This is a genomic window from Alsobacter metallidurans (genome assembly GCF_014636935.1).
In the GTDB taxonomy this organism is placed as follows: domain Bacteria; phylum Pseudomonadota; class Alphaproteobacteria; order Rhizobiales; family Beijerinckiaceae; genus Alsobacter; species Alsobacter metallidurans.
The window spans coordinates 333,306-356,900 of sequence record NZ_BMES01000001.1; the positions used below are offsets into that span (position 1 = coordinate 333,306).

At 62.4% G+C, this 23,595-nt stretch carries 23 protein-coding genes and 1 tRNA gene; 13 read left to right on the forward strand and 11 right to left on the reverse strand.

What is annotated here, in order from left to right; all coding sequences use genetic code 11:
* The first annotated feature begins 51 nt into the window (after positions 1 to 51).
* Together IEV99_RS01415 and selB are read left to right on the forward strand one after the other, a co-directional pair.
* Positions 52 to 810 (forward strand): tetratricopeptide repeat protein, encoded by a 759-nt coding sequence (locus IEV99_RS01415; protein WP_244643743.1) that lies wholly within the window; start codon positions 52 to 54, stop codon positions 808 to 810.
* Positions 807 to 2,750: a selenocysteine-specific translation elongation factor gene (gene selB / locus IEV99_RS01420; protein ID WP_188515955.1), complete on the forward strand. Its 1,944-nt coding sequence runs from the start codon at positions 807 to 809 to the stop codon at positions 2,748 to 2,750. Before IEV99_RS01415 ends, selB begins: the two co-directional genes overlap by 4 nt.
* A 228-nt stretch (positions 2,751 to 2,978) precedes the next feature.
* Here selB and IEV99_RS01425 read toward each other — a convergent pair whose 3' ends face one another.
* Entirely contained in the window at positions 2,979 to 4,898 is a 1,920-nt protein-coding gene (locus IEV99_RS01425) for an ATP-dependent nuclease (RefSeq protein ID WP_188515956.1), read from the reverse strand.
* Positions 4,899 to 5,334: 436 nt separating this feature from the next.
* On the opposite strand from IEV99_RS01425, the gene IEV99_RS01430 reads away from it, so the two are divergent.
* The 5 genes from IEV99_RS01430 (at position 5,335) to IEV99_RS01450 (ending at position 8,903) form a co-directional block, all read left to right on the forward strand.
* Positions 5,335 to 5,874, forward strand: a complete 540-nt coding sequence (locus tag IEV99_RS01430) for a recombinase family protein (protein ID WP_188515957.1) — start codon at positions 5,335 to 5,337, stop codon at positions 5,872 to 5,874.
* A gap of 32 nt (positions 5,875 to 5,906) precedes the next feature.
* The gene (locus tag IEV99_RS01435; protein ID WP_244643745.1) at positions 5,907 to 6,437 is read left to right on the forward strand and encodes a PrsW family glutamic-type intramembrane protease; all 531 of its coding nucleotides are present in this window, start codon (positions 5,907 to 5,909) and stop codon (positions 6,435 to 6,437) included.
* A 160-nt stretch (positions 6,438 to 6,597) separates the two neighbouring features.
* Entirely contained in the window at positions 6,598 to 7,326 is a 729-nt protein-coding gene (locus IEV99_RS01440; protein ID WP_188515959.1) for an RDD family protein, read from the forward strand.
* 827 nt (positions 7,327 to 8,153) lie between these two features.
* The gene (locus IEV99_RS01445; RefSeq protein ID WP_188515960.1) at positions 8,154 to 8,330 is read left to right on the forward strand and encodes a hypothetical protein; all 177 of its coding nucleotides are present in this window, start codon (positions 8,154 to 8,156) and stop codon (positions 8,328 to 8,330) included.
* A 249-nt stretch (positions 8,331 to 8,579) separates the two neighbouring features.
* Positions 8,580 to 8,903, forward strand: a complete 324-nt coding sequence (locus IEV99_RS01450) for a hypothetical protein (protein ID WP_188515961.1) — start codon at positions 8,580 to 8,582, stop codon at positions 8,901 to 8,903.
* 115 nt (positions 8,904 to 9,018) lie between these two features.
* On the opposite strand, the gene IEV99_RS01455 is transcribed toward IEV99_RS01450, so the two are convergent.
* A complete protein-coding gene (locus IEV99_RS01455) occupies positions 9,019 to 9,855 on the reverse strand; it encodes a hypothetical protein (protein ID WP_188515962.1) in 837 nt (278 codons plus the stop codon).
* Between the two features lie 702 nt (positions 9,856 to 10,557).
* On the opposite strand from IEV99_RS01455, the gene IEV99_RS01460 reads away from it, so the two are divergent.
* A complete protein-coding gene (locus IEV99_RS01460) occupies positions 10,558 to 11,130 on the forward strand; it encodes an HD domain-containing protein (protein ID WP_188515963.1) in 573 nt (190 codons plus the stop codon).
* A gap of 34 nt (positions 11,131 to 11,164) precedes the next feature.
* On the opposite strand, the gene IEV99_RS01465 is transcribed toward IEV99_RS01460, so the two are convergent.
* Together IEV99_RS01465 and IEV99_RS01470 are read right to left on the reverse strand one after the other, a co-directional pair.
* The gene (locus tag IEV99_RS01465; protein WP_188515964.1) at positions 11,165 to 11,410 is read right to left on the reverse strand and encodes a hypothetical protein; all 246 of its coding nucleotides are present in this window, start codon (positions 11,408 to 11,410) and stop codon (positions 11,165 to 11,167) included.
* 125 nt (positions 11,411 to 11,535) lie between these two features.
* Positions 11,536 to 12,510, reverse strand: a complete 975-nt coding sequence (locus tag IEV99_RS01470) for a tyrosine-type recombinase/integrase (protein ID WP_188515965.1) — start codon at positions 12,508 to 12,510, stop codon at positions 11,536 to 11,538.
* 204 nt (positions 12,511 to 12,714) lie between these two features.
* Here IEV99_RS01470 and IEV99_RS01475 point away from each other — a divergent pair.
* From IEV99_RS01475 to IEV99_RS01485, 3 genes are all read left to right on the forward strand, one after another.
* A tRNA-Sec gene (locus IEV99_RS01475) sits at positions 12,715 to 12,810 on the forward strand.
* Positions 12,811 to 12,839: 29 nt separating this feature from the next.
* Entirely contained in the window at positions 12,840 to 13,313 is a 474-nt protein-coding gene (locus IEV99_RS01480) for a hypothetical protein (RefSeq protein WP_188515966.1), read from the forward strand.
* Positions 13,300 to 13,686 (forward strand): hypothetical protein, encoded by a 387-nt coding sequence (locus tag IEV99_RS01485; RefSeq protein ID WP_244643447.1) that lies wholly within the window; start codon positions 13,300 to 13,302, stop codon positions 13,684 to 13,686. The genes IEV99_RS01480 and IEV99_RS01485 overlap by 14 nt, the downstream gene beginning before the upstream one ends.
* A gap of 34 nt (positions 13,687 to 13,720) precedes the next feature.
* Here the strand turns inward: IEV99_RS01485 and IEV99_RS23940 are convergent, their stop codons facing one another.
* Together IEV99_RS23940 and IEV99_RS01490 are read right to left on the reverse strand one after the other, a co-directional pair.
* Positions 13,721 to 13,837 (reverse strand): ABC transporter, encoded by a 117-nt coding sequence (locus tag IEV99_RS23940; RefSeq protein WP_371875756.1) that lies wholly within the window; start codon positions 13,835 to 13,837, stop codon positions 13,721 to 13,723.
* Positions 13,838 to 14,189: 352 nt separating this feature from the next.
* Positions 14,190 to 14,975: an SDR family oxidoreductase gene (locus IEV99_RS01490; protein ID WP_188515968.1), complete on the reverse strand. Its 786-nt coding sequence runs from the start codon at positions 14,973 to 14,975 to the stop codon at positions 14,190 to 14,192.
* A gap of 158 nt (positions 14,976 to 15,133) precedes the next feature.
* Here IEV99_RS01490 and IEV99_RS01495 point away from each other — a divergent pair, with 158 nt between their 5' ends.
* Positions 15,134 to 15,928, forward strand: a complete 795-nt coding sequence (locus tag IEV99_RS01495; RefSeq protein WP_188515969.1) for an endonuclease/exonuclease/phosphatase family protein — start codon at positions 15,134 to 15,136, stop codon at positions 15,926 to 15,928.
* A complete protein-coding gene (locus tag IEV99_RS01500; RefSeq protein WP_188515970.1) occupies positions 15,925 to 16,974 on the forward strand; it encodes a lysylphosphatidylglycerol synthase domain-containing protein in 1,050 nt (349 codons plus the stop codon). The genes IEV99_RS01495 and IEV99_RS01500 overlap by 4 nt, the downstream gene beginning before the upstream one ends.
* A gap of 34 nt (positions 16,975 to 17,008) precedes the next feature.
* Here the strand turns inward: IEV99_RS01500 and IEV99_RS01505 are convergent, their stop codons facing one another.
* The 5 genes from IEV99_RS01505 to IEV99_RS01525 form a co-directional block, all read right to left on the reverse strand.
* Entirely contained in the window at positions 17,009 to 19,231 is a 2,223-nt protein-coding gene (locus tag IEV99_RS01505; protein ID WP_244643747.1) for a transglycosylase domain-containing protein, read from the reverse strand.
* A 531-nt stretch (positions 19,232 to 19,762) separates the two neighbouring features.
* Positions 19,763 to 20,665, reverse strand: coding sequence for an acetyl-CoA carboxylase, carboxyltransferase subunit beta (gene accD / locus IEV99_RS01510; RefSeq protein WP_188517592.1), 903 nt, complete (start codon positions 20,663 to 20,665; stop codon positions 19,763 to 19,765).
* A gap of 42 nt (positions 20,666 to 20,707) precedes the next feature.
* Positions 20,708 to 21,556, reverse strand: coding sequence for a tryptophan synthase subunit alpha (gene trpA, locus IEV99_RS01515; protein ID WP_188515972.1), 849 nt, complete (start codon positions 21,554 to 21,556; stop codon positions 20,708 to 20,710).
* Positions 21,553 to 22,770: a tryptophan synthase subunit beta gene (gene trpB, locus IEV99_RS01520; RefSeq protein WP_188515973.1), complete on the reverse strand. Its 1,218-nt coding sequence runs from the start codon at positions 22,768 to 22,770 to the stop codon at positions 21,553 to 21,555. Before trpB ends, trpA begins: the two co-directional genes overlap by 4 nt.
* A 33-nt stretch (positions 22,771 to 22,803) precedes the next feature.
* Positions 22,804 to 23,445 carry a phosphoribosylanthranilate isomerase gene (locus tag IEV99_RS01525; RefSeq protein ID WP_188515974.1) on the reverse strand — a complete coding sequence of 214 codons (642 nt, stop codon included), beginning with the start codon at positions 23,443 to 23,445 and terminating at the stop codon, positions 22,804 to 22,806.
* Positions 23,446 to 23,595 lie beyond the last annotated feature (150 nt).

Sequence of the window (23,595 nt, forward strand, 5' to 3'; positions counted from 1 at the left end):
CACGAGGCCGCAGCCGCGCCCGTGCGCGACGACCAGAGCGTCGCCGACGCGATGGCGGCCGCGCAGGCGAGCGCCGCCGCCGGGAACTATGCGGCCGCGCTGGAAATCTGGGGCGCGCTCGCGCATGCGGGCGTTCCGCGGGCGCAAAACAATGTCGGGGCCTGCTTCGCCGAAGGGCTCGGCGTGGAGCGCGACGGCGCGCTGGCGCAGCGCTGGCTGACGCTGTCGGCCGAGGCGGGCGACCCGGTCGGGCAGCGCAACCTGGCCTCGCTCCACTTCAAGGGCGAGGCGATCGCCCGCGACGACAAGGCCGCCGTCCGCTGGTATCGTGCCGCCGCCGAGCAGGGCGACCCGGAGGCGCAGGACATGCTGTCCTGGATGCTGCTGGAAGGCGAGAGCCTGGCCGCCGACCCCGCCGAGGCGCGGCGCTACGCCGAACTCGCCGCCGCGCAGGGCGTCCCTACCGCGATGACGCGGCTCGGCATGCTCCATCACAACGCCATCGGGGTGGAGCGCGACGCCGGCGAGGCCGTGCTCTGGTGGTCCCGCGCCGCCGCGCTCGGCGAGCCCGACGCGCAGGCCATGCTGGGCGCCGCCTACCATCTCGGCCAGGGCGTCAACCGCAATCCGGTCACCGCCATGACGTGGCTGTTGCGCGCCCGCGCCAGCCTGAGCCCGCTGGCCGAACTCTTCCACGCCGCCGTGCTGGCCTCGCTGACCGAGGAGGAGTTCGCCGAAGCCGACCGCCGCTCCCGCGAGCCCCTGATCGCCGGCGAACCCCTGCTCCCAACAAACAGGGCGCCAGCATGATTGTCGGCACGGCCGGGCACATCGACCACGGCAAGTCGTCGCTCGTGCGCGCCATCACGGGCGTCGATCCCGACCGGCTGAAGGAGGAAAAGGCCCGCGGCATCACGATCGACCTCGGCTTCGCGTATTGGCCCCAGCCGGACGGCTCGGCGATCGGCTTCGTCGACGTGCCCGGTCACGAGCGCTTCGTGCACACCATGCTGGCCGGCGCGACCGGGATCGACCTCGTGCTGCTGGTCGTGGCGGCCGACGACGGCGTCATGCCGCAAACGCGCGAACACCTCGCCATCATGGACCTCCTCGGCCTGCGCCGGGGCGTCGTGGCGCTCACCAAGGTCGATCTGGTGGACGCCGCGCGGCTCGCGACCGTCCGCGCCGAGGTCGAGGCGGCGCTCCATGGCACGGCGCTCGCCGGCAGCCCGATCGCGCCGGTTTCCACCGTCACCGGCGAGGGACTGCCGGAGCTGGAGGCTTTGCTCGCCGCCGAAGCCAACGTCACGACGCTGCGGCGCGAGGCCGGGCTGTTCCGGCTCCTGGTGGATCGCTGCTTCACCCTGTCGGGCGCCGGCACGGTGGTGACCGGCTCCGTGGTCGCCGGCTCGGTCGCGGTCGGCGACGAGGTGGTCGTCTCCCCCTCCGGCCTCACCGCCCGCGTGCGCTTCATCCACGCCCAGAACCGGCCCGCAGAGCGCGGCCGCGCCGGCGATCGCTGCGCCCTCAACCTTGCGGGCCCGGGCGTCGCCAAAGACGCGATCCGGCGCGGCGACGTCGTCATGGACCCGCGCCTCCACGCGCCCACGCAGCGGCTCGACGCGGAGCTGCGCGTGCTACCCACGGAGCCCAAGGGCGTGGGCCTGTGGATGCCGGTCTGGCTGCATCTCGGCAGCGCCGAGGTCGCGGCCCGCGTGGTGCCGCTCGGCGACGGCGCTATCCGGCCCGGCCAGACGGGCCGCGTCCAGCTCGTGCTCGACAGCCCAATCGCGGCCGTGGCGCATGACCGCTTCGTGATCCGCGACACATCCGCGACCCGGACGATCGGGGGCGGCCGCGTGCTCGATCTGCGCGCGCCCGAGCGCAGGCGCCGCACGCCCGAGCGGCTCGCCCAGCTCGACGCGCTCGCCCATCCCCGGGTCGAGGACGCGCTGGCCGCGCTGGTGCGCACGGCGCCGTTCCACGTCCCGCTTGGCGCCTTCGCGCGCGACCACGGGCTTGCGCCCACCGATCTGGTCCGCATCGCGGACGCGCAGGCGCTGATCCGTGTGCCGGTGGGCGACGACGCCGTCGCGATGGACCCCGCCATCTGGCTCGCGCTGAAGCAGAACATGCTGGCAGCCTTGGCCGCGTGGCACGAGTCCAACCCCGATCTCGTCGGCGTCGGCCTGGAGCGGCTGCGCCTCCAGCTGGAGCCGCGCCTGCCCGCGCCGCTGTTTCGCGCCATCCTGCAGGCCCTGGCGCGCCCGCCTGCCAGCGCGCCCGAGATCGCCCTGCAGGGCGCCTGGGTGCGCCTCGCCGGCCACGAGGTCCGCCTCAGCCCGGAGGACGAGGCGCTGTGGGCCCGCATCCGCCCGCTGATCGAGGGCGAGGAGCGCTTCCGCCCGCCCCGGGTGCGCGACATCGCGAGCCTGCTCGACGTGGAGGAGCCCCGCATTCGCCGCACCTTCAAGCTCACCGGCCGCCGTGGCGAAGTGGACGAGGTCGCGCACGACCATTTCTTTCTCAGGTCCACGGTCGCCGAGATGATCGCGATCGCGACCCAACTCGCCGCCGGCGCGCCGAAGGGCGAGTTCACGGCCGCGCAGTTCCGCGACAGGCTCGACAACGGCCGCAAGGTCGCGATCCAGATCCTGGAGTTCTTCGACCGGCACGGCGTCACCATGCGGCGCGGCGACCTGCGGCGGATCAACCGCCACCGCCTCGATCTCTTCGGGGCCGCCGCATGATCGTCGATGCGGGCTGCCCCCGCGGCAAAGGTTCCGCTAAACTCGTTCATGGAAGAGAATCGGCCCTGGTGGGCTGGCCGGACTTCAAATTCGATGGGGATTGTGCAACCCGTTGCTATGTCTAAGTATTTTCTGAGGTCAACCGCAAAACAGTGCTGTCTAATGTGTTCGAGCGCAAAACGATTTGCAAAATCTCACATAATTAAACCGTGTGATGATGGTTGTGGGCTATCGGACATGGAAGTCGGGATCCATCACAATCCGAGCTATGTCTGTCAGTTCATCGCGACCGACCGTCTCGATGTCGTCCAATAGCTTAGGCTTCTCAAGCAACCTGATTAATTTATCCAGATCTTTAGATCGGTAACCCAAAGGTAGATAATTCTCAATTGAGCCTAATTTCAAGATGAACGTGCCCAATGATCGGGATTGATCAATGAACAAATCTAAAATATTTCGTTCGTCTTCATTCAAGTCCGTGCGAAGCTTTGTTTTCCTCGCTTTGATGTAATCCCACAACTGCTTAAGGTCAGCGACGTTACAAGAGGCAATTGCCTCTTCGAGCCGCGCTACAATGTTAGCGCCGTCCACACTAGAAGGGTTTTCAATGATGTCTCTTCTAATCGCAGAGTGGTTCACCGAGAACAACTGCCGCACGCTTGGGGTGCCTATGTCGGTTACGTAATCTAAATCGGCAATTATATAAAAATCAATCTTACATGACTTTAGTATTTGAGCGTAAGACACAAAAAAACTCTTCCCGCCAACGCTAACAATTTCGTAATTGGAAGTGCGCTCTGGGTATAATTCAGAAAACAGCTTTTCAAAAAACAATCTATCCGATAATCCTTCAACAAGAATAACTCTTTGAGTGAAGAATATGCGCTCATTGCTTTGGCTGTTTACGATCCCGAATAAATGCTTTTTATCAGGAAGGTCAGCATCCTGGAGTCTGACGATACTACTGCGCTGGTCCCTGCTGAAGACCCGAGATACATAACTTATAGATGCTGGTGAGATGAAAGTAGAAGAATGGGTTGCAAGAATAAATTGGTTACCAGTTTCCTTTGCAAGGCGCTCGAAGACACCAAGAAGTATTGTTTGCCATCGTGGGTGAAGGTGAAGCTCTGGTTCATCAACTACAATAAGTGCATCCCTGACATTTAGGGCGTAAATACCAAAAAGATAGGTGAAAAGTTCTTTCTCTCCAGAAGAGGCGCTCCCAACTAAAAACGACGAGCCCTGTTTGGTCAATTTAATATCGTATGTGTTGTTACGAATATTTGTGGATACGAGGTCCCAAGTGTATCCAATGTCCTTTAGAATCGAACTAAGAGCAACCATCTGTGGATCGCTTCGAAATTTCTTCCGTGCTTGCCCATCATCTTGATAGAGAAGTGTTTGGAACCGATCAGCGATTCTGCCGAGTGCCAGAGCGACCAGCGACCCATTGATTTTCGAATTTGCAGCATCAACTTGACGTTTATAGTCCACATCGTTGAACGCTGCTAATGTGACTGACGACTGGAACTCTCCACTTGCCCTATTAACTGGAAGAGATAAAATTGGAGTAGTCATATCGCCAAGTTTCATGTCTTCGCGCATTAAGCGAAATAATTCAAAATACTGCATGTAGTTCAAAAACACTGCCGCCAGTTGGTCTGAGCGCGATACTTGTTGGTCATTGACTGTGAAAGCAATCAATGTTCCAGCAGAGATCGCATCTGTAAAAAAAACAGTGTGAGCTACATTTTCTAATCCGAGATATTTCTCACTAAGCGCATGCGCACTAATATCAGCTTTGGTTTGCTCCATCTCTCGCATGTTTCTAATATCGATTGAGCCTACCTCAAATGTAATCGCAAATTCTTGGGGTAAAGATTCGTGACCGGAATACTTGTCAGAGTGGGTATTGAAAACTTGATCATTCTGGTAGAATTGGATGTGATTAACATTATTCTGCTGGACCTCTCTATAGACCCATGAAACAAGGAAATATTTTCGGAGGACAGAGGTTAGCGCATCCAACAGGTTTGTTTTCCCGCCGCCGTTTGGACCGACAATGATTGAAATATCCCCGTCGAAGTTTAGCTCGGCTCTTTCGGCAAAGCTTCTGACGTTCTGTAAGGCGAAATGGCGAAGTTTCATGCGATGTGCCTGCTTTGCTGTTTTTTCAACGAGCTATCCGGATCGTGTCGTGAGGCACGGAAGTTCGCCCCATTGGGGATAATTTTTGCAGGTTGGAACGCAGTGTCCGCCATGTCCAGGGTCATATCGAGCATCTACTGGCGGGGTTGGATTGCATTGGTTTCGTCGACATTCGGCATGGTGTCAGGATTCGTCCAAACCGGTTCCGCTTGACCAACTGCAAGGTTGCAGCTTCGTCCATGGCGTCAACTACACTCGCGACTTCACGCGCGGCGAGCTTGAAGTCTACAAAAGGAGTTCCGCTCAAAATCTCCAGTGGGTATACGCCACCGAGACGCGTCCGAGAGACACGGACACCGCCTCAATAGGGTTGTTTGTAGGACGTTGGGGCACCACATCAGTCATGTCTAGAGCCATCCGAAACAAGGATGTGGACATGGCGATATACGGTTACGCTCGCGTCAGCACCACCGACCAGGACCTCGCGATCCAGATCGATCGCCTTCGACAAGCCGGGTGCGAAATTGTCCGGTCCGAAAAGGTCACCGGCACCAGTCGTGCCGGTCGTGATGAGCTAAACACCCTTCTGGAATTCTTGCGCGAGGGCGACGCACTCGTGGTGACCCGGATCGACCGCCTGGCGCGTTCGATGGGCGACTTGCAGGATATCGTGCGGGCGTTGAAGGCGAAGGGCGTCGCCTTGCGCGCAACCGACCAACCTATCGACACGTCGTCAGCGGCGGGTAAGGCGTTCCTCGACATGCTCGGGGTGTTCGCGGAATTCGAAACGAACCTTCGGCGCGAGCGCCAGATGGAGGGGATCAAATCGGCTAAGGCTCGTGGCGTTTACAAGGGGCGGAAGCCATCTGTTGATGCCCAAGCTATCCGCACCATGAAGGCGGCTGGCTTAGGCGCTTCTGCTATTGCTAAGCAGTTGGGTGTTGCGCGGGCGAGTGTGTACCGCGCGCTAGCTTAGTTTCGCATCGAAGGAAAGTCCGATTGTATCCTATGATTGGCGGTTTTATCGCCTGCCTTGTGAGCTTGCCATTCGAAGCGGCTCTTAAGTCGCTGATGCCCGAAGGCGGTAGCCTAGGGATCATCTTCAATGCGTTTGTGACTTTCGCCTTGGTAGAGGAGCTTGCAAAAGCTCTGGCGGCGATCTCATGTGAATACCGATGTCCAGCGAGAGATCGTCGTGATTTTGCGCGTCGTTGTATACTGATTGCGATAGGATTTTCCATAGTGGAAAATTCCTTCTATGCGAACAGCTTTTTAGAACGTTTTTCGCGAGATCAATCTGCAATGCTGTTGGTTGTACGTTTGCTAATGCCAACGGTGCTCCACGTGCTCTGCGGATTGCTCTATACATTGGATTACAACAATCGACGATTCGAGCTTAGGTGGGGTTTCGTGAGCGCAATCGCTCTGCACGGCATTTACGATGTTGCGACCGGATTCGCTCAATTGAAGCTGACTGCCTTATTGCTTCTTTTTTCCTTCACGGGCGTCGGTATAGTCGTTCGCAGGTCCGCAACGTGATCAAGGCAGCACCCAAATAATGAGCGACTCGTGGTATTCAGCGTTTCAGGGCGATCAATGGGGACCCGAGACGCTCGAAGAAACATTCAAGAGATTCCGGGAAAAAAGGAGTTCGTCCTTTCTAGTTTGGACCCGGGGTATGGAGGATTGGAAGCCTCTGATGGCTACCCAGGATTTCGCAGACGCGCTTTCACATTTGCCTCCCCCGCTTCCGCAAACGCCCGTGGCATCTCTCGTCGCACAAAGAGAATTGGCGGCACCCTTGGGCGTGCAGCGAGCACCGTCGGCACCGCTGATTCTTCAAGAAGTGATGATCCCAAAAGCTCTTGAGTCTGTTGACGAGTCAGTATCGGACGATAGACTGGGGACGCTTGGCGGATCGCCTTCTGTTCGCCCATGGCGGCGTCTTTTTGGCAGACTGTTCGACTGCTATATGTTCGCGCTCTTTTTCTTTTTCTTCCTTGGACTCATGTTTCCAAGAATGTTCGCCGAGAACGATAAGACTTTCGACCAGCTACTTGGACTAATATCTCTGATCGCCTTTATCCCGTTTGAGGCATTCTGCCTGTGGGCATTTGGCACAACACCCGGCAAGGCTCTTTACGGAACCGTTGTTCAAAAATTGGGTGAGGCTCGTCCTGAATACTCGTCGGCTATCCGGCGCGCCGGGTCGGTGTATTTGAACGGCTGGGGTTTAGGCATTCCAATCGTAAGTCTATTCACGCTATTTTCGTCGTACCGTTCTCTTAAGAAAGAAGGAGCCGCTTCATGGGACAAGCAGCTCGGCTGGTCGGTCATCCACAACCATTTAAGTCCATTACGTTGGCTTCTCATCTTAGGCGTTTGGGCTTTTACAGCCTTTGTGTTCGTTATTATTAATGCGACTTAGAGGATCGGATAACTGAACTCATTTGCCAATGTCTTCGAGTAAGCTGGTCAAGCTTGGTGCCTCTGATAAGCAATGTAGGATTTGGCCAGTAAACCGGATCGCGCCGCATGTACACTCATCGTTTGATCGGCGAAAAATAAATTGAACAAATTGGCCATATAGCCGATATCTCAAAACAAAATTTACATATATACTGTTAGTAGCCCTTCATAGTAGTTGGCCATCAAGAGCCTTACCGAGTGGTGTATGCTGGAACCTAATCAGACCGGCTAAGCAGTACGGAACACCTACGCTGGCGAAATCTAAAGGCGTCCGTTTTGGACGCTGCGAGTAGGCACTGTGACAACCACAACCTACAAGCGTTCGGGTGTCGTGCTCTGGCTTCCGAGAGTTCCGTTGGAAAAGCTGCGTGTAAAAGGCAATAGGCTAACCGTCCTTCCCCGTTTTCGGGTTCTGCAAAGAGCATGTGATGTAGGCTCCACGCGATCATAGCGTAAGCAGACGCATTTTCTCCTGATAGGGAAAGTGTGTCTGTTCACCATCGATCATAAGAATTTACTGAAAAACGAAGAATGATCGTGGCGCGAAGCGACGCGATCAGTCCGAAGGACTAGATGACGGGAGACACATCTCGCCATTTCCCGATGGGTAGTCACTTTCTAAGCTCACTACGTTCGCTTAGTGAGCTTCGCTCATCCTTGATGATGAGTAGCAACAATGCACTAAGACTCTACATAGTCTTAAACGGGACATCCCCGATTATACTCACATTCCAGAATTCGTCAACAGTCATCGAGGCGCATCGTAATAATACTAGGGAGATTTAATTGGACATTTACAAGCACCGAAACGCAGTCGAGGCAGCAGCTCGACGCATCGACCAACTTCGAGAGCCTGAACGCCTCGTTGCTGAGTTCCAAGATCGAACCATCTACGACACACTTGAAACGATCAGCTTGCTGCTCGTAGGCGTTCTCCACGGAATGGAACGCGACAATGGCTGATGGTACTAAGCACCGAGCGGTTCTCGTTCTCATCCCTGTTGATTTGCTGGACGAAGCACAATCCGCGTCGCACGAACATGGCGTCAATCGCTCAGAGTTGCTGCGTAGTGGGCTTCGCCGCGAATTGGCGCATCTGTCCGCAAAAGAGCGCCGCCACGCCCACCGAGCCTCTACAAAGGCTTCGGAAGCCGAAGATCGCGCGCCGGACCTCTCAAGCGGTCCAGCATGGTCGATCATGCGAGGTCGATCATGACAGCCGTCCTCGATCCGACGACGTTCTTTGCGGTCATGCAACAGTTCGAAGCAGCCTCGTTGATCTATGACATCCTCGCTTCGATCTCTCACCACGCGGAAGCCTACGTCACCCTCAGTGCCAAAGCCCAACAAGCGCGGGAGTTTCTGGCGCTCGTTGATTCAGCGGGGCTTGATGCTCAATGGAGCGCCGAACAACTTGAAGCGTTTGATGGGGTCCTACGCGACCTCGAGAAGGTCGCTGGCGGGCTCGGACTAGCACTAGGAACCGGCTCACCCGAGGCGGTCCTTTGGCTTGCCTGTTTGGGCTCCAAGCCGTGAGTGTCCTTCGAGTCAGGTCCGCCCCCTGGGAAGCGAAAAGGCGAACGCCGGCAACCAATGGACCTATGCTGTGTCTCGCTTTGAAACGCATTTAAAAAGGCTTCAACCGATTACGTCAAAGGTTCGCATCTGGACCCAAACACGCATAAAACCCACGTTTGACCAGTGACTCGCTTCTCCATCCTAGATCAGAAAGCACTAGTTCGCTTACAATCATATGTTCTAAATCATAAGCAAGATCATAGCGGAACCACTTGTCTGTGTAAGAAATGCCTTTTGTTTTTTCATCCACAAATTTCTCGATCTTGACTATATCTTTGATCGCAAACACCGCCAGATTGGATAGTAACAAGCCATATTTTTCGTAGGAAGCACGCCTAGACTCAACCGATCCAGTCCGGATAGCGTCAATCTCTAACTTGTCGGGGGCTTTAGAAGCAAGTTCTTCGAAGCGAAATTTTATCTTTGCCCAGTAATCGGTTCGAATAGCGGTAATTAGTTCTTTGTATAATGGTTTCCAGATAGCTACTCTTTGCATATTTAAGAAGTCTTGGTAATCGCTGGACTGCTGAGTATGCTGTTCTCCATCCTTAATTGCTTTCAAGAGTCGCTCTGTGTACAATTTGTCTGAATCCGAGAGGTAAGCTCCATCGGGACTCACGATAAATTCATCGATCACTGCGGCTAATTCGCGCCCACGAGTTTTCAAGTGGAATTCCGCTAATTCCGTGCAAAGCCGCCTAGCGGGTCCCTCAGCGCCATCGGAAAGCGCTTTGACTGACGCTGTGCCACGCTCCTTTAAGCTCCTTTCATGTTCATTCCGTTGGGCAACAAAGCGCTTGATTGACTCGATGGGCGCTTCGTTCGCCCGGCGCTCCACTTTGTCCATCGCAAACGGTTGGTTGCACGAAATCAGACCTAGCAGAGCGACGGTCAGGAACAAGGCTCGCATTGTACTCTCTTGGTCACGGACATGCCGAGCACTGTACCCTGTCTTCACTAAAGGTTTGTCATTTGATCCGCTGGTTGCTCTCGTTTGAGACGGCACGGCATCGGGGCTTGTCGATTTTTGCCGACCGGATTGCCCAGCACAGTTAGCGTAGCCATATGGGAGGTGCGCCCTTAGGGAGCACTGGCATGAAGCTAGATGCGGAAACTTATTCCGACCTTATCACTTCGCTAGAGCAATCCGCGTACATTTTCGCCGAGCTAGCGACCCTTCAATCCCACGCTCGCTGTGCTGAGGACTACCTAAAAGCCGCGACTAACGCTCGCAACATGAGCTTGTTGCTTTGTCAGCGCGGACCCCTCGGTCCTTGGACAGTTGGTGAGCTTGCCGCATTTCACGCGGCGCTCGATCATTTTGCCGAATATGCGCGAGAGCGAGGCTGGTCCGGGTAAGGTTTATCGGCTGGCGAGCCCGTTTGCCGTAGGGCATCGCACACTCAAGTCTGCACCATTCGAGCGGGCGAACGAAGCCGCTGCATACCCTCGGGGACGGTTCTGTGACTAAGCTCACCGACCTGGCGCTCCTGTGTGCCAACTGTCATCGGATGGTCCATGCGCGCCGTCCTTGGCTTTCGATGGACGAGTTACGCGCATTGAGACAGCCGGAATAGCTTGCAACCTTGACGACGGGGCATATCTCATCCCCATGGATTTCAGAACGCCTGACGTCGGTCGGATCATGCTCGCGATGGCGAGAGTCATCTCTTGGCACGATGGTCAACGGCGGAAAGGCGAAGCCAACGAGCCCTATGCGGTTCATCTCTGTCACGTCGCCCAGCTTGTAGCCGAGGCGGGCGGCGACACGGACATGATCATCGCGGCGCTCTGTCATGACGCAATTGAGGATGCCAACGTTAGCCGCGACACACTGGAGATGTTGTTCGGCGAAGGCGTGGCGAGCCTGGTCGTGGAGCTAACGGACGACAAGACACTACCGAAGGACGCACGCAAACAGGCTCAGATCGACAACGCGCCGAAAAAGTCACCTCGCGCCGCCGTGCTTAAGCTCTGCGATAAAATCAGCAATGTTTCGGCTGTTGGGTCGTCGCCACCGAAGGACTGGAGTTCTGAGCGCCGCGCCGCGTACGTTGAGTGGGCTGAAGCGGTTGTCGCGAGATTGCCTGAGCCGGACGCTGATACGGCGCACGCGAGGGCTTTCCTAGAACGTGAATTCGAAGATGTGTGCCGGGTTGCGCTTCACAAAGTTGAGCTTTTGTGAGCGAACGGCGCTCCTAGTTTGTAGGAGGATCGGGCTAACGACCGGCGTCAGTTCTCTTTCGCGCAAGTTCGCGCGATTCAGCCATACGAAGCAAGCGAAGTACCGGGTTCTCGGCATCTGTTGAACTTTTCATGCATGCAATCTGCCGTTCAAGATCGTTTATGCCGAAACGCAGGAAACGTCCCAGCCGCATTGAAGGCTTGAACCCGAGCTTACGAAAAGTCGAAACGCTCATCCCGCAGTACTGAGATGCCTCCTTCTGGCTGAGATATTGCTTCATTCCGCGCGCTCCATCGTGGATGATGTGAGCACATGGTAAAGCGCGCGTCAACCGAAGAATCCGAGCACAAATAGCCGGTGTATGTCAGTTCAAAAAATGATCATTCTTGTAAAAAAAAGATTATATCACTGAAGAGGCTGAAGAGATTTTAGTTTGTTTCTCAAGTGTATCCTTAAGTCTGCATGTCTAGAATAATGTTCTCCCATCGTGGACGATTTCTGACCTAAGAAATCTGCAACATCATCTCTTGACCAGCCCTGTTCACGCAATTGGCTAGCGCAAGTGTGCCGTGTTCCGTGAAACGTAAGGTTCGGACGGACCTTACGCGTGTCTCCTTCGGACAGGCGGCGAATGAGGTCGTGAAAGGCGCTTTGGAGAGAACCAAGTTTCCAAGGATTGCCAGCCGTATTGCGGCAGATTATCCCATCGATTGGCAGCCTAGCCAAAAGTTCAGTCAGCACCTCAGGACGAATATAATGATTTAACTCAACGCCAGCCTTAGAGGTTTTTAGGTGAATATAATACTCTTCGCCTATAGTCTTTATGTGTTTAGTGTCAAGTCGACAGATGTCTCCAATTCGCAATCCTTGATATAAGCCAAGCATTATCGGCAACCGTAAGCTTGCATTACATTCTGCAATTACGATGTCGATTTCTGATTTCTCCCAAGCGAGGTTCGGGCGCTGGTCAGTTCCATCGCGCGCCGGACGATACTTGGGAACGGTTGAGACGGGGTTAGGCGGCTGAACAAGCCCACTTTCGATTGCAAACGAGAGAAGAACACTCAAGACAGCCCGAACACTGTTTGCACGGTGCCTGCCGTGTTTTCGGAAGACGCGAGCCAAAAGCGCCTGACACGCGACTCTATCAACTGCGCCAAGTTCAATACCGGACACGTCCGACAGGACACCAATGGAAGATACTCGCCTTAAGGTTCTTACGTCCGCTTCGTAGTCGGCTTGTGTGCGCGGGGAAAGAGCGCGCCAACGATCGCTTTTCCGGTACGCATCCCATAGCGCACCAAAGGTGCCCGGCTGCCCATTTTGCTCGAGCAAAACGGCTCGCTCATACGCAGTTACCGCTGCCAGATAGTCAGCCATAAAGCCGGCGCTTCCCTGCGGCGTGCGAAGCGGGGCTTTCCAATCGGTCCCTGAGCCCGGTATGGCTCGTCGATAGTACAGGTACTCCTTGCCTTTCACACGGACTCTGAGAACGTAGGGTGTCGCCGATCTGGCCATTTTGCAAATTCCAATTGCAAAACCGTTTAAACGAGTGTCAGAATTATATAGGGACTGCAACGAGATGGAAGAGATATTCATCTGGTGATGGAGCCGGACTTCAAATCCGGTGGGGGCCGCGAGCCGGTCTCTGGTGGGTTCGACTCCCACTCTCTTCCGCCATCTCGTTCCGCCGCTTTCCAGGAGCCGCAATGACGCCGGCGTCCAGCCCCGATGCAGTTCTGGCCGACTTCCGCGAAGCCGCCGCCGCGGCGGATCGCGCCGAGGAAGAGTATCGGCGCGACCACGCGCGCCGCCTGGAGGAGCTCGCCCGCGAGCGCACCTTCGCGTACCGGCGCTTCAACCTGGTCCGCGAGATGCTGACCTACGCGCAGGCGGTGGAAGCCCCGGATGGCGCGGCCAACGCGGCGTTGGCGGCGGTTCGGCGCGAGTTGAACTGGGACGATGACACGCCGGTCCGCACCGCAATCCTCGGCCGGCTTGAGCCTGTCGCGGCGGCCGTCGCCGCGATCGCGCTGCCGGGCGAACCGACCGAGGTCGATCCCGGCGCTGAACTCGGGCCCGCCTTGGCGGCCTTCGAGAGCTGGCATCTGGCGGAGTACGGCGCCCCATTCTGGGCGCTGTTCGACGTCTATGTGCCGGAGCGCCCCGTTGTCGACTTCTGAGGAGCCCGCCGACGACTTCGACGGCTGGGTCAAGGCCGAGTTCGCCGCCCGCAACGCGTTCACCGCGCTCGTGCTGCTGGTGAAGATCGGCAAGCGCCGGATCTCGCCGCTGCGCTCCACCTTTGTGCACGTGATCGGCGACGAGCTCGACTGGGGCGAGATCACCCGGCTGTTCAGCAGCGCGGGCGTCGCGTGGGACGGCGCGGCGTTCTTCCCGGAGGTCGCCAAGGCCGGCGGCCCGCTCGACAACGCCGCCGCGCGCCTGCGGCTGCGCATGCTGGAGACCCGGGTCGACGACGACCGCCTCGCCCTCAACGACGGCCATTTCTTCGACGCCTGGGGCCGGCGCATGCGGGTCGACGAGATCGGCTAGGAGCCCCTGAGGAGCGTTGGGGCGGTTGAAAAATTCAGGCGCCTTTCTCTCCGTCATGGCCGGGCTTGTCCCGGCCATCCACGCCGGAGCCCAGCGCGTGGATCCCCGGGTCGAGCCTGGGGATGACGGTGGAGGGATGGCGCATAGGCACCCAAGGTTTCCGGCCCCGCGCCGCTCCAACAATCCCCTCATCCTGAGGAGCATCGCCCCTTGGCGATGCGTCTCGAAGGACGAGGGTCTCCAGAGCGCCCGACGCTTCAGCGTCCTGGACCCCTCGTCCTTCGAGACGCAGGCCCAAGGGGGCCCGCTCCTCAGGATGAGGGGCGTTGGGGCGGTTGAAGAATTCAGGCGCCTTCCTCTCCGTCATGGCCGGGCTTGACCCGGCCATCCACGTCGGAGCCCAGCGCGTCATCCCCGGGTCGGGCCCGGGGATGACGGTGGAGGGTTGGCGGCAGGAGCCGGTCCGGCGCCTTGGACAGCGCGGCTCCGGTGCCCCCCCGCCCTCACACGCTGCGCGTCGCGCCGCCGTCGATGCGGATCTTCGTGCCCGTCACGTAGGAGGCCGGCTCGCCCGCCAGAAACGCCACCACGTTGGCGAACTCCTCGGGCGTGCCGTAGCGGCCGGCCGGGATCTGCGCCATCGCGGATTGCGCGATCTTGTCGATCGAGACGTTCAGCCGCTCGGCGTTGGCCTGGTCGAGCTGGCCGATGCGCTCGGTCTGGATGCGGCCGGGCAGAACCATGTTCACCGTGATGCCGTCCTGCGCGACCTCGTTGGCGAGCGTCTTGGACCAGCCGAGCACGGCCGAGCGGATGCCGTTGGAGAGCGCCAGGTTCGGGATCGGCTGCTCGATGCCGGACGACGCCACCGTGATGATGCGGCCCCATTTCTTCTCCTGCATGGCGGGCAGCAGGCGCTGGGTGAGGTGAAACAGGTTCGCCGCCATGGACTGGAACTGCGTCAGCCAGGCGTCGCGCTTCACGTCCTTGGCGACGCCGGGGGGCGGGCCGCCGGTGTTGTTGACCAGCACGTCCACGCCGCCCTCGGCCAGCAGCTTGTCGGCCGCCGCGTCGATCTGCGCGAGGTCGCCGGTGTCGAGCTTCAGGGCCGAGACGCGCCCGCGCACGCCGGCCGGCAAGGCGGCGATCCAGGCCTCGATCTTGTCGACGCTGCGCGCAGCCGCCACCACGGTCGCGCCTTCGGTGGCGAGCGCCCGCGCGATGGCGGCGCCGAGGCCGCGGCTGGCGCCAACGACCAGCGCCTTCTTGTTGTTCAGTCCGAGATCCATGGTCGTTCAACTCCCGACGCGGCATGTTGCAAAGCGCGGAGCCTAATCCGGCGCGCCGCCGCCGCATAGCGCGGAGGCGCATGGCGGATCGGCCGCAGCAGGCGGGCCGAACGGAAGCGCCGCGGCTGCGTTCTCGACCCGGAACCCAGAACCGGACGATGACCCGCATCCTTACCTACAACGTGCACCGCTGCCTCGGCGTCGACGGCAAGCTCGATCCGGCCCGGATCGCGGCCGTGATCGCGGCCTGCCAACCCGACATCGTCGCCCTGCAGGAACTCGACGTCGGCCGCAAGCGCACCGGCGGCGTCGACCAGGCCCGGCTGATCGCCGACCAGCTCGGCATGCAGATGCATTTCCATCCCGCCATGCGGGTGATGGAGGAGCTCTACGGCGACGCCATCCTGACCGCCCGGCCGTCCCGGCTCGTCAAGGCCGGGCCGCTGCCGCTGCGCGCCGGGGCCGAGCCGCGCGGCGCGCTCTGGGCCGCCGTGCAGGCGCAAGGCGGCGAGCTGCAGGTCGTCAACACGCACCTGGGCCTGCGCGGCTTCGAAAGGCTCAACCAGGTGCAGGCCTTGCTGGGCCCGGACTGGCTCGGCGGCCCGAAATGCACCGCGCCGTTTATTCTTCTCGGCGATTTCAACGCCGTGCCGCATTCGCGCGCATACCGGCGCATCGTCGCCAAAATGCGCGACGCCCAAGCCGCGCCACTGGTGCACCGGGCGCAGCCCACCTTCCCGGGCCGCATGCCGGTGCTGCGGATCGACCACGTCTTCGTGTCAGCCGGCGTCGAGGTGACGCGCGCCGAGCCGATCCGCACGCCGCTGGCGCGCCGGGCGTCCGATCACCTGCCCCTGTTGGTGGAATTCCGGCTCACGATCCCGAGCGCGCCCGCGCTGCGGATCAACGGCGCCGATGCGGCGTTGAGCCTTCCGGAGGCCGAGCCCGCATGACCCTGGCGCAAGACGCAATCCCGGCCCGCCGCTTGGCGGGCGAAAACGCCGGCTCGGCTGGCGAAGCCGTCCGCCCCTCACGGGAAGACGCCCGAGAGGCGGAGCCGGCCAACGAGGGCGGCCGTCGCCGTTTCTGGTCGCGACTGATCGGGATCGCGGCCGTGCTGCTCTCGGCCTTTCTGATCTGGCACACGCTGCGCCAATACAGCCTCGACCAGATCGTCGCCTCCGTGAAAGCGGTGCCGGCAGCCCGGCTCTGGGCCGCCGGCGCCTTCGCGGCCGCGAGCTATTGCGCGCTCACGGGCTTCGACTATCTGGCGCTGCGCTATGTCGGCAAGCCGTTGCCCTACTGGAAGGCCGCGCTGGCCTCCTTCACCAGCCTTGGGCTCGGCCACAGCATCGGTTTCGCGGGGGTGAGCAGCGGCGCGATCCGCTATCGTTATTACGCCCGCTGGGGCCTCACCATCGGCGAGGTCGCCAAGCTGGTGGTGTTTTGCGGCGTCACGGTCGGCGTCGGGCTGGCGGCTCTGGGCGGGATCGCGCTGCTGGTGCGCCCCGAGCTTGGCGCCCGCGTCACCGGGCTGGACGAGGGTGTCACGATCACGCTCGGCGCGCTCTGCCTTGTCACGGTCGCCGCCTATGTGGGGCTCGCGTTCCGCTACGGCGGCAAATCCGTGCGCTTTCGACGCTGGTCCATGGACATGCCCGAGTGGCGGCTTGCGGCCGCGCAGGTGGTCGTCGGGGCCGTCAATTTCGCCCTCGTGGCCGGCTGCCTCCACCAGGCGCTCGCCGCCCAGGCGGAGGTCGGCTACTTGCCGGTCGCGTCCGTCTACGTGATCGCCAACACGGCCACGATGATCACGCACGTGCCGGGCGGCCTTGGCGTGATCGAGAGCGTTGTCTCGGTGTTGCTGCCCGGCGCCAACCTCATCGGCGGCCTGCTGGCGTTCCGGGCCATCTATTTCTTCATCCCGCTCGGCCTCGCGGCGCTGCTGTTCGGCGCGAGCGAACTCGTGATTCGCAGGCGAGGGCGCCCGGCGGCCTGACGCGGCCGGCCGGCCAGACCCTGCAAACCGCGCCTCAACCGCCGAAGAGCTTGTCCAGCAGGCTGCGCTCGGGGGGCGGATAGCCTTGCCGCGGGGCGCCTCCGCCGCCGTTGGGCACGGAGCCCGGCGGCCGGAGCACGCCGTCGTCCGACACCACCCGTCGCGGCTGCGGCTGCGGCTGCGGGCCGCCCTGCGCCAGCGGGCTGATCGTGAGAGGCGCGCCGCGGGCCGCCACGGGGGCGGGCGAAACGAGGCCGTAGAGCGTGTCGGCTGGATTGCCGGAATCCGCCATCGGCACGCCGCCCGGTGGGGTGGGAGCCTGCTGATCGGCCGGCATGGGCCACATCTGCTTGTAGGCGCCGCCCGGCAACGGCGTCGGCGGGGTGGTGGCCAGCGCGGTCTTCATGAACCGGCTCCAGACCTCCACGGGCAGGTTACTGCCGCTGGTCTTCTTGGTCGGCGAGCCGTCGTCGTTGCCCATCCACACGCCCGCCAGCAGCGAGCCCGTGTAGCCGACGAACCAGGCGTCGCGGTGGTCCTGGCTTGTGCCGGTCTTGCCGCCCGCCTCCCAGCCCGGCAGGTCGGCCTTGCGGCCCGTGCCGGTGAGCAGCGTCTCGCGCAGCATCGCGTTCATCATGCCGACCGTCTGCGGCTCCAGCACCTTGCCGAGCCCGGTGCCGGAACGCTTGTACACGGTGACGCCGTCGCTGGTGCGCACCTGCGTGATCACATAGGGCTGCACCGCGATGCCGCCGTTCGCGAACGGCGCATAGGCCCCCACCAGCTCCAGCGCGGTCACCTCCGAGGTGCCGAGCGCGATGGAGGCGTTGGGCTCGAGCTTCGACTGTATGCCCATCCGGTGCGCGGTCGCGACAACGGCCTTGGGGCCCACCTCGACACCGAGCTTCACCGCCACGGTGTTAATGGAGAGCGCCAGCGCCTGCCGGAGCGTCACCGGGCCGCGATATTCGCGCGTGGAGTTCTCCGGCTGCCAGCCCTTGATGTTCACCGGGCTGTCGTCCCGCACCGTGCTGGGCGTCAGCCCCTTCTCGATGGCGGTGAGATACACGAACGGCTTGAACGCCGAGCCCGGCTGGCGCTTGGCCACGCTGGCGCGGTTGAACTGCGAGTCGGAGTAGTTGCGCCCGCCCACCAGCGCTTTCACGGCGCCGTCCGGCTGCAGCGCCACGAAGGCGCCCTGGCTGACGCCGAACTTGTCGCCCTTTTGCGCCAGCTCCTCCACCAGTGCCTTCTCGGCGATGTTCTGCATGCCGGGGTCGATCGTGGTGCGCACCACGATGTCCTTGTCGATGGTGCCGATATAGTCGTCCAGCACGTCCATGACGTAGTCGGCCGCGTAGTTCACCGAGCCGGCGCCGCCCGGCTTCACCGGCTGGCCGGGGTTCATCAGCGCGATCTTGGCCATGTTGTCGTTGACCAGGCCCTCGCGCGCCATGGCGGAGATCACCATCGCGCCGCGCGCCTGCGCGGCCTCGGGGTTGCGGTTCGGCGCTAGGCGGGACGGCGCCTGCACCAGGCCGGCCAGGATGGCGGCCTCGCCCAGCGTCACGCTGCGGGCCGTCTTGCCGAAGTATTTCTGCGACGCCGCCTCGACGCCATACGCGCCGGAGCCGAAATAGACGCGGTTGAGATAGAGCTCGAGGATCTGGTCCTTGGAGTAGTTGCGCTCCAGCCAGAGCGCCAGGATGGCCTCCTGGATCTTGCGCGAGGCTGTGCGCTCCTGCGTCAGGAACAGGTTCTTGGCGAGCTGCTGCGTCAGCGTCGAGCCGCCCTGCATGGAGGAGCCGCTGCGCGTGACGTTGCGCACCACCGCGCGGGTGATGCCCACCGGGTCGATGCCCCAGTGGTGGTAGAAGCGATGATCCTCGATCGCCACGAAGGCGTTCGGCAGGTAGGGCGGCAGCTCCTTCAGCGTCACGGTGCGGCCGCCCGTCTCGCCGCGATTGGCCAGCAACGAGCCGTCCGCCGCCAGGATGGCGATGTTCGGCGGCCGCTTGGGCACCGCGAGACTGTCGATCGGCGGCAGCTTGGACGCGTGGTAGGCCACGAGCCCGCCCACCGCCATCAGCACCCAGACGCCGAGCACGAATCCGTAATAGACCAGCGTTCCGAGGATGCCCCGCCGCTTGCGCCCCTTGGCGGCCGGCTTGCGGCCCCGCTCGGCCTTGTCGCCGCGCTCGGTCTTGTCGCCCGAGCCGCGGCCGCCGGATGAAGGCTTGCGAGAGGATCGCGCCATGCTGTTTCGCGGAGCGTCCGCGTCCTCGTCATCTGCCGGCGGCGTCGCGCGCACGGTCTCGCGGCTGCGTCCGTCGTCCCGCCTGCGCCGTGTTTCGGCGAGCGGGTCGAGCGCGGGAGCGATCACGGGGTCGAAAGTGGGGTCGCGGCGCCCGCCGCGGTTGCGCGGGGCGTCGCCGTCCCGGTCCGTGTAGCCGGGCCGATCGTCGCGGCTGAGCCGAAGGTCCAGCGACGCGGGCGCGATGGGCTTTCCGCCCAGCACCGGTTCGCGTCTTTCCCCCGATCGGTCCCGCCGGTCCGTCATACCCTCGTAGCGCCCCTGCTCGCGTGGGCGTCGCGCGACGGCCTTCTGCCGTTCACGATCCGCCTTGCAGCACATCGACGCTAAATGCGGCGGATTAAGGGGTCGTTAGCGATGGGGGTGGGGCCCTGCCGTCATTGCGAGCGCAGCGAAGCAATCCAGACGCGGGGCCCAGGCCTCGATCATCAGCTGGATTGCTTCGCTGTCGCTCGCAATGACGGGAGGAAAGGACTACTGCGCCGCCTCGGCGACGATCTCCTCATGCGCCGGCGCGCCCACCACCTTCGGCTCGGCCCGCGTCAGCACGCGGCAAAGCCGCGCTACCGTGGCCTTGAGCTCGTGCCGGTGCACCACCACGTCCACCATGCCGTGGGCGCGCAGGAAGTCGGCGCGCTGGAAGCCCTCCGGCAGCTTTTCGCGGATGGTCTGCTCGATCACGCGCGGGCCTGCAAAACCGATCAGCGCGCCCGGCTCGGCGATGTGGATGTCGCCCAGCATCGCGTAGGAGGCCGTCACGCCGCCGGTGGTCGGGTTGGTGAGCACCACGATATAGGGCAGCTTGGCCCGGCGCAGGCGCTGCACCGCCACGGTGGTGCGCGGCATCTGCATCAGCGAGAACATGCCTTCCTGCATGCGCGCGCCGCCCGAGGCCGCGAACAGCACGAAGGGCGTGCGCCGGTCCACTGCGGTTTCCATGCCCTTGATCACGGCCTCGCCGGCCGCCATGCCGAGCGAGCCGCCCATGAAGTCGAAGTCCTGCACGGCGATGGTCAGCGCCGCGCCCTCGACCTGGCCGACGCCCACCTTCACGGCGTCAACCGCGCCGGTCTTGGTCCGGGCGTCCTTCAGGCGGTCGACATAGCGCTTCTCGTCGCGGAACTTCAGCGGGTCGACCGGGACCTCCGGCAGCGCGATGTCCTCGTACTGCGCGTCGTCGAACATCGACTTCAGGCGCGCCACGGCGGACATCCGCATGTGGTAGTTCGAACCCGGGATCACGAACTGGTTGGCCTCGACATCCTTGTGGAACACGAGCTGGCCGGAATCCGGGCACTTGATCCACAGGTTCTCGGGCGTGTCCCGCCGCAGGATCGACCGGATCTTCGGCCGCACCACGTTCGAGATCCAGTTCATCGGGCTCGTATCCATGCCGTCTCCAATGCTCCTGGTCGTCGATCAGGCCGCCGCCTTCGCCACGCGCCGGACGCCCGACGCGACCTCACGCACCTTGGCGGCCACCGCCTCGACGGTGCCGGCCGTGGCCTTGCCGGACGCATCCAGCGAGCCCTTCAGCGCGTCCACCAGCGCGGTGCCGACCACCACGCCGTCGGCGCTGCGCGCGATGGTCTCGGCCGAGTCGGCGTTCTTAACGCCGAACCCCACCGCGACCGGGAGATGGGTATGGCCCTTGATGCGCGCAACCGCGTCGCCGATCTTGGCGTAGTCGCCGATGGCCGACCCCGTGATGCCGGTCACCGCCACGTAGTACACGAAACCGGACGTGTTGGTGAGCACCTTCGGCAGGCGCTTCTCGTCCGTGGTCGGGGTGGCGAGCCGGATGAAGTTCAGGCCGGCCGTGAGCGCCGGCACGCAGAGCTCCTCGTCCTCCTCGGGCGGCAGGTCGACGACGATCAGGCCGTCCACGCCCGCCGCGCGCGCGTCCAGCAGGAAGCGGTCGACGCCGTAGATGTAGATGGGGTTGTAGTAGCCCATCAGGATGATGGGCGTGTCGGCGTCCGTTTCGCGGAAGGCCTTCACCAGCGCGATGGTCTTGCGCAGGCTCATGCCCGCCCCGAGCGCCCGCAGCCCGGCGGCCTGGATGGAGGGGCCGTCCGCCATTGGGTCGGTGAACGGCATGCCGATCTCGATCACGTCCGCGCCCGCGGCCGGCAGCGCCTTGACGATGGCGAGCGACGTCTCGGGGTCGGGGTCGCCGGCCATCACGAAGGTCACCAGCGCGGCCCGGTTCTGCGCCCGCACGGCCGCGAAGCGGCGGTCGATGCGGGTTGTGGTCGCCTCAGTCATTCCATGCCCCCGAGATGCTCGGCCACCGTGAAGATGTCCTTGTCGCCGCGCCCGCAGAGGTTGACGATCATGAGGTGGTCCTTCGGCTTCTTGGCCGCGATCTCCACCGCCTTCGCGATGGCGTGCGCGGGCTCCAGCGCCGGGATGATGCCCTCGAGGCGCGACATCATCTGGAAGGCGTTCAGCGCCTCCTCGTCGGTAGCCGAGATGTAGTTCACCCGGCCGACATCGTGCAGCCAGGAGTGCTCCGGCCCGATGCCCGGATAATCGAGCCCGGCCGAGATCGAGTGCGCGTCCGTGATCTGGCCGTCGTCGTTCATCAGCAGGTAGGTGCGGTTGCCATGGAGCACGCCCGGGCGCCCGCCCGTCAGCGAGGCCGCATGGAGGCCCGACGACAGGCCGTGGCCGGCCGCCTCGACGCCATAGATCTCGATGCCGGGATCGTCCAGGAAGGGGTGGAACAGGCCGATCGCGTTGGAGCCGCCGCCGATGGCGGCGATCAGCGAGTTCGGCAGCCGACCCTCGCGCTCCAGCATCTGCTCGCGCGCCTCGCGGCCGATCACGCACTGGAAGTCGCGCACCATGGCCGGGTAGGGGTGCGGCCCCGCGACGGTGCCGATGCAGTAGAAGGTGTTCTCGACGTTCGTGACCCAGTCCCGAAGCGCCTCGTTCATGGCGTCCTTCAGGGTCTTGGATCCGGACTGCACCGGCACCACCTCGGCGCCCAGCATCTTCATGCGGAACACGTTCGGCTTTTGCCGCTCCACGTCCACCGCGCCCATGTAGACGATGCATTGCAGCCCGAAGCGCGCGCAGAGCGTCGCGGTGGCGACGCCATGCTGGCCCGCGCCGGTTTCGGCGATGATGCGGGTCTTGCCCATGCGCCGCGCCAGCAAGATCTGACCGAGCACGTTGTTCACCTTGTGCGCGCCGGTGTGGTTCAGCTCGTCGCGCTTCAGGTAGATCTTGGCGCCGCCGCAATGCTCGGTGAGCCGCTCGGCGAAATAAAGCGGGCTCGGCCGGCCCACGTAATGGGCGAGGTAGCTCGCCATGTCGCTGGCGAAGCCGGGGTCAACCTTCGCGGCCTCGTAGGCGGCCTCCAGCTCGAGGATCAGCGGCATCAGGGTCTCGGCGACGAAACGTCCGCCGAAAAGGCCGAAATGGCCGGTCTCGTCCGGCCCGGTTCGAAACGAGTTCAGGGTGGGTGCGCTCACGCTTTCGTCCTCGCTCGGCCGCAGCCGCTCAACTCACGCCCCGCGTGCGGCCTTCACGAAAGCCGCGATCCGCTCGGGGTCCTTGTCGCCGGGCGCGCGCTCCACCCCGGAGGACACGTCCACGCCCGGCGCGCCCGTGATCCTCAGGGCCTCGGCGACGTTTCCGGGCTCCAGCCCCCCTGACAGCATGAAGGGCTTCGCAAGGTCAAGGCCCGCCAGCAACCGCCAGTCGAACGCCACCCCGTTCCCGCCCGGCAAAACGGCCCCGCGCGGCGGCTTGGCGTCGAACAGGATGCGGTCGGAAACGGCCGCGTAGGCCGGAACCTGCGCGAGATCGCCCGCCTCGGCGACGCCAATCGCCTTCATCACCGGCAGCCCCGTGCGCGCCTTGGTCGCGGCCGTTCGCTCCGGCGTCTCGTGGCCGTGCAGCTGGATGATGTCGGGCCGCACCTCGTCCCGGATCGCGTCCAGCAGCGCGTCGTCGGCGTCCACCGTGAGCGCGACAACGAGCGCGCGCCCGCCAACCCGCTCCCGCAGCGCCTTCGCTTCCGCAATCGAGACATTCCGCGGCGAGCGCGGAAAGAACACCAGCCCGACCATGTCGGCCCCAGCCGCAATCGCCGCCTCGACCGTCTCGGGCGTGCGCAGACCGCAGATTTTCACCAGCGTGCTCATGGGCCGTGTCCTTGCCACGCTGGACCGAAACTGTCCACGACGGGGAGAGGGCAGCAAAAGGGCTCGCCCGCCCCACCGCCTCGTCGTGCGCGTCCCTCTCCCGCCTGCGAGAGAGGGGCAGGGGTGAGGGCGCCGGGCTTGTCCGATCCA